This window comes from Pseudomonas sp. PB105 (assembly GCF_009764655.1).
Classification (GTDB): Bacteria; Pseudomonadota; Gammaproteobacteria; order Pseudomonadales; family Pseudomonadaceae; genus Aquipseudomonas; species Aquipseudomonas cyclaminis.
In genome coordinates this window covers 1-5,490 of sequence record NZ_RWIO01000051.1, presented here as the reverse complement: position 1 = coordinate 5,490, position 5,490 = coordinate 1, and the positions used below count along the sequence as shown (strand labels likewise).

The window sequence follows — 5,490 nt, the reverse complement described above, 5'->3', positions numbered from 1 at the left end:
GCAGGCCGATGACCATCTCCAGGCTGCGCTCGGTGGCAATGCCCACCAGTGCATCCGGGCCGACGCCCAGTTCCATCAGCTTGTGGGCGAGTTGGTTGGCGCGCTGGTTGAGCTGGCGATAGCTCAGCTGATGGTCGCCGAACACCAATGCCGGGGCATCGGGCGTGGCGGCCACTTGGGCTTCGATCAATTGCTGGACGCTGTGGTCGAGCGGGTAGTGGGTGGTGGTGGCGTTCCATGCGCTGACGATCTGCTGCTGCTCGGCGTGGTCCAGCATCGTCAGGTCGGCCAGCCGCTGTTGCGGGTCGGCAATGAGGCTGTGCAGCAGCTGTTGCCAATGCCGCCCAAGGCGCTCGATGGTGGTGGCGTTGAACAGGTCGGTGGCGTAGGTGAGTGTTGCGCTCAAGCCCTCGGCCGATTCGCTGGTGCTGAGGGTCAGGTCAAATTGCGAGGTGCTGCCTTCCCAGTCCAATCCCTCGACCTGCAACGCCAAAGGCAGTGACGGGCGTTCGGTGGCGCTGGGTTTGTCGGCACTCTGGTGGTTGAACATCACCTGGAACAGCGGGTTATGGCTGAGGCTGCGCTCCGGTTGCAAGGCCTCTACCAGTTGCTCGAACGGCAGGTCCTGATGCGCCTGGGCATCCAGTGCATGTTGCTTGACCTGTTGCAGCAGAGCCTCGACCCGCAGGTGCGAGCTGAACTCGGCTTTCATGACTTGGGTGTTCACGAAGAAGCCGATCAGCCCCTCGGTTTCGACCCGGTTGCGGTTGGCAATCGGCACACCGACGCGAATATCGTTCTGGCCGCTGTAGCGGTGCAACAGCGTCTGGAAAGACGCCAGCAACAGCATGAACGGCGTCACACCCAGGCGATGGGCAAAGGCTTGCACTGCATCGCCCAGGCCAGGCGTGAGGGTAAGTGACAGGTGGGCACCCCGGTAGCTTTGTTCAGCCGGGCGCGGGCGATCTGTCGGCAACTCCAATACGCTGTTTTCGCCGGCCAACTGGCCGGTCCAGTAGGCCAGTTGACGTTCCCGCTCGCCGGCTTGCATCCATTGCCGTTGCCAGGCGGCATAGTCGGCGTACTGGATGGGCAACGGCGCCAGCGAGTGAGGCTGCCCAGCCTGGGCGGCGCCATACAGGCTGATCAGTTCCTCCACCATCAACTGCACCGACCAGCCATCGGAAACGATGTGGTGCTGGGTAAGTACCAGTACATGTTCATCGTCCGCCAGGCGCAGCAGCCTGACTCGCAGCAGCGGGCCGTTTCGCAGGTCGAACAGTTGCCGGGTTTCGTGCTCCACAAACGTCTTGATCGTGGCGTCGTCCGGTGTGCCGCTCAGCGTCTCGACCACCAGCGCCAGCGGCGCATGGTCGGCGATGATTTGGCGCGGTTGTTCGTTTTCCACCACGAAGGTGGTGCGCAGTGCCTCGTGACGGGCGATCAGTTGATTGAACGCTTGCTCCAGCGCCGCGACATCCAGCGCGCCTTTGAGGCGCAGTGCGGCCGGCAAGTGGTACGCGGCGCTATGCGGGTCCAATTGCCAGAGGAACCACTGGCGCTCCTGCGCGTAGGACAGGGGCAGCGATTGAGTGCGTTCGACGGGCACCAGTGGCAGCTCATGCTGCCGTGCGCGACCGTCCAGGCCAGCGACGAAATCCCCGAGCACGCTGCGTTCGAACAGGCTGCGCAGGGCGACATCCAGCCCCAGGGCCTGACGCACCCTGGAAATGATCTGCGTCGCCAGCAACGAATGGCCGCCGAGTGCGAAGAAGTCATCCGTGAGGCCCACCTGCTCAAGGTTGAGCACGCTTTGCCAGATTCCGGCGACCTGGGTTTCCAGGGCCGTTCGCGGCGCCACATAGTGGTTTTGCTGTTGGCTGGCATCCGGCTTGGGCAGCGCTTTACGGTCCAGCTTGCCGTTCGGGCTCAGGGGCAGCACATCAAGGAACATCAGGAAGCCCGGCACCATGTAGTCCGGCAGCACGGCGGCCAACGCGGCCTTGATCGACTGACGCAGCTCTGCGTGCTGCAAGGCCGTGGCATGGGGCACCACATAACCCACCAACTGCAAGCCGCTGGCTGCCGGTTGGGCGAGGACGATGGCGTCTCGCACCACGTCTTGCTCCAGCAGTCGGGCCTCGATTTCGCCCAACTCGATACGGAAACCGCGAATCTTCACCTGATGGTCGATCCGGCCGACATATTCGATCACCCCCTCGGGGGTGTAGCGCGCCAGGTCGCCGGTGCGGTACAAGCGGCCGCCGCCTTGGCTGAACGGGTCCGGCATGAAGCGCTCGGCCGTCAGGTCCGGGCGATTGAAATAACCGCGTGCCAGCAACTCGCCGCCGATCATCAGTTCGCCCACCACGCCAATCGGCGCCGGGGCACCGCTGTCGTCCAGCAGGTAAATGCTGCGCCCGGCCAGAACCTTGCCGATGGGCATGGTCAGTGGCGTCGGGCGGGCGCCGGTTACGTAGTCGGTGCAATCGAGGGCAGTGACTGTCACCGTGGCTTCCGTAGGGCCATAGGTGTTGAGCAATTTGACGTGGCCAAGGCCGGCCTGGCTCCACGCGGCGAGGCCTTCCGGCGGCATGGCTTCACCACCGGCGTGCACTTGCTTGAGTCGCCCGTAATCCCGTGGACCCGCCGCGGCAAAATCCTTGGCCAGCAGGTTCCAGTAGGCCGTGGTCAGGTCGACCACACTGATCTGATGCTTGAGCAGTGCGCGGTAGAACGTCTCGGTGTCCCAGATTTCAGTGCCGCGCAGCACCACCGACGCGCCGCAGATCAGTGCCGGGTACAACTGCTCGACGAAACCGTCGAAGTTGAAGGTGGAAAACTGCAGGATGCGGTCGCCGCCATTGAGATTGAAAAACCCCAGCGACACATAGGCATGGCGAGTCAGCGAGGACTGGTTGATGCCCACGCCTTTTGGCCGGCCCGTGGAACCGGAGGTGAACATCACATACGCAAGGTTATCGGCATGGGCGCGATTGGCCAGGTTGCTATCGTCCAGATCGGCCCAGGCTTGGTTCTGGTCCAGGCACAGATGCGCCACATCGGCAGGAATCTTCAGGCGTTCGCGCAAGTGGCCCTGGGTCAGCATCAGTTGCGTGCCGCTGTCTTCGATCATGCACAGCAACCGATCCTGCGGGTATTCCGGGTCCAGGGGCACGTAGGCGCCGCCGGCCTTGAGCACCGCCAGCAAGCCGATGATCATGTCCAGGCCGCGCTCCACGGCAATCCCCACCAGCACGTCGGGCCCGACGCCCAGGCTCACCAGATGGCGGGCCAGGCGATTGGCCTGGGCGTTGAGTTCGGCGTAGCTCAGCTGGCGGTCTTCGAAGAGCAAGGCCGGGGCTGATGGTTGATTCGCCACCTGGGCTTCAAACAACTGATGGACCCGTTGTTCACTTGGGTATTCGAGGGTGGCACTGCTCCAGTCATGGAGCATCAGGTGCCGTTCTTCACGCCCAAGCATGTCCAGTTCACCCAGGCGTTGCTGCGGGTTACGGACGATGGCCTGCAACAGGTTTTGCCAATGCCCGGCCAGACGCTGGACGGTAGGGGCTTCAAACAGGTCGATGGCATAGGTGAGGGTGGCCAGCAGATCGTCGGCGGACTCGGTGGTATCCAGCGAGAGGTCGAACTGGGTGCTGGGCAACGTGCCTTCCAAGACTTCAAGGCTCAGGCCGGGCAAGCTGACGCTGTGTTGGGGCTGCACGCTGGCATGGTTGTACATGACTTGGAACAGCGGGCTATGGCTGAGGCTGCGCTCCGGTTGCAGGGCTTCCACCAGTTGCTCGAAGGGCAGGTCCTGGTGAGCCTGGGCCTGCAAGGCATGGTGTTTGACCTGTTGCAGCACGTCGACAAACCGCGCCTGGCCGTCGAGTTCTGCACGCAATACCTGGGTGTTGACGAAAAACCCGATCAGCCCTTCGGTTTCCACGCGGTTGCGGTTGGCAATCGGCACACCGACACGGATGTCGGTTTGCCCGCTGTAGCGATGCAACAGGGTTTGGAACGAGGCCAGCAACAGCATGAACAACGTCACGCCTTGCTGCTGGGCCAATTGCTTGAGCGACTGATTCAACGGGTGGCCCAGCGCAAGTTCCAGTTGGGCGCCGCGGTAGCTCTGCTCGGACGGCCGGGTGTGGTCGGCGGGCAGTTCCAATACCGTCTGCTCGCCACCCAACTGTTCGGTCCAGTAGGCCAGTTGGCGCTCGCGCTCTCCAGCTTCCATCCACTGACGCTGCCACACGCCATAGTCGGCGTACTGCACAGGCAGGTCGGGCAGGCTGGCGGGTTGCTGCTGGCTGAAACCTGCGTACAGGGCAATCAGCTCCTGGATCATCACGTTGATCGACCAGCCATCGGAGACAATATGGTGCTGGGTGAGGATCAGGACGTGATCGTCATCCGCCAGTTTCAGCAGTTTTACCCTGAGCAGCGGGCCGTGCTGCAAGTCGAACAGCTGCTGGATTTCGTGTTCAACACACGCCTGGATCACTTGCTCGTCTGCGCCCGGCCGTGACTCGACGGTGATTGCCAGCGGGGCGTGGGCGGCGATCCGTTGCACGGTACGCTCGCCGTCCTGGGCGAACGAAGTGCGCAGGCTTTCATGGCGCTCGATCAGGTGGTCAAAGCTGCGCTGCAGTGCCTGGGTGTCCAGATGGCCTTGCAGGCGCAGGGCCGCCGGGATGTGGTACGCGGTGCTTTGAGGGTCCAGTTGCCAGAGGAACCACTGGCGTTCCTGGGCATATGACAGGCGCAGCGGCTGATCGCGTGCGACCCGTACCAAGGGCGGCTCGTGGCGGGCCGGTTCTTGCTCCAGGGTGGCCACGAAGGCCTGCAAGGTGCTGCACTCGAACAGGTTGCGCAGGGGCACATCGGTGTTCAGGGCATGTCGCACACGGGAGACGACCTGGGTGGCCAGCAGTGAATGACCGCCCAGCTCAAAGAAGTCATCGTGCAGGCCGACGGTTTCACGCTTGAGCACGTCTTGCCAGATCGCGGCGATCTGCTGTTCCAGCGGGCTGTGTGGCGCCACGTAGGTTTTTTGCAGCAGGTTTGCATCGGGTTTCGGCAGGGCCTTGCGGTCCAGTTTGCCGTTGGGGCTCAGGGGCAGTTGATCGAGGAAGATCAACTGGGCGGGCACCATGTAGTCGGGCAGGTGTTCGCCCAGGCGTTGCTTGATGTGGCTGCGCAGTTCATCTGCGTCACCGGCTTCGCTGGGCACGGCGTAGGCGACTAACTGGCCGTCGGCCGCAATCACAACGGCTTCGCGTACGCAGTCCAGTTCCATCAGGCGGGTTTCGATCTCTCCCAGTTCAATGCGCAGGCCACGGATTTTTACCTGATGGTCGATACGGCCCCGGTATTCGATGACGCCGTCGGGACGGTAGCTGGCCAGGTCGCCGGTGCGATACAGGCGTTGGCCGTCACCGAACGGGCTGGTCATGAAGCGCTCGGCGGTAAGGGCAGGGC

Annotated in this window: 1 protein-coding gene; it reads right to left on the bottom strand. The window is 63.2% G+C overall.

Features of this window, described 5'->3' with window-relative positions; all coding sequences use genetic code 11:
• Window positions 1-5,490: non-ribosomal peptide synthetase (locus EJD88_RS13540; RefSeq protein WP_158878210.1), on the bottom strand; the 5,490-nt coding region annotated here is incomplete at both ends.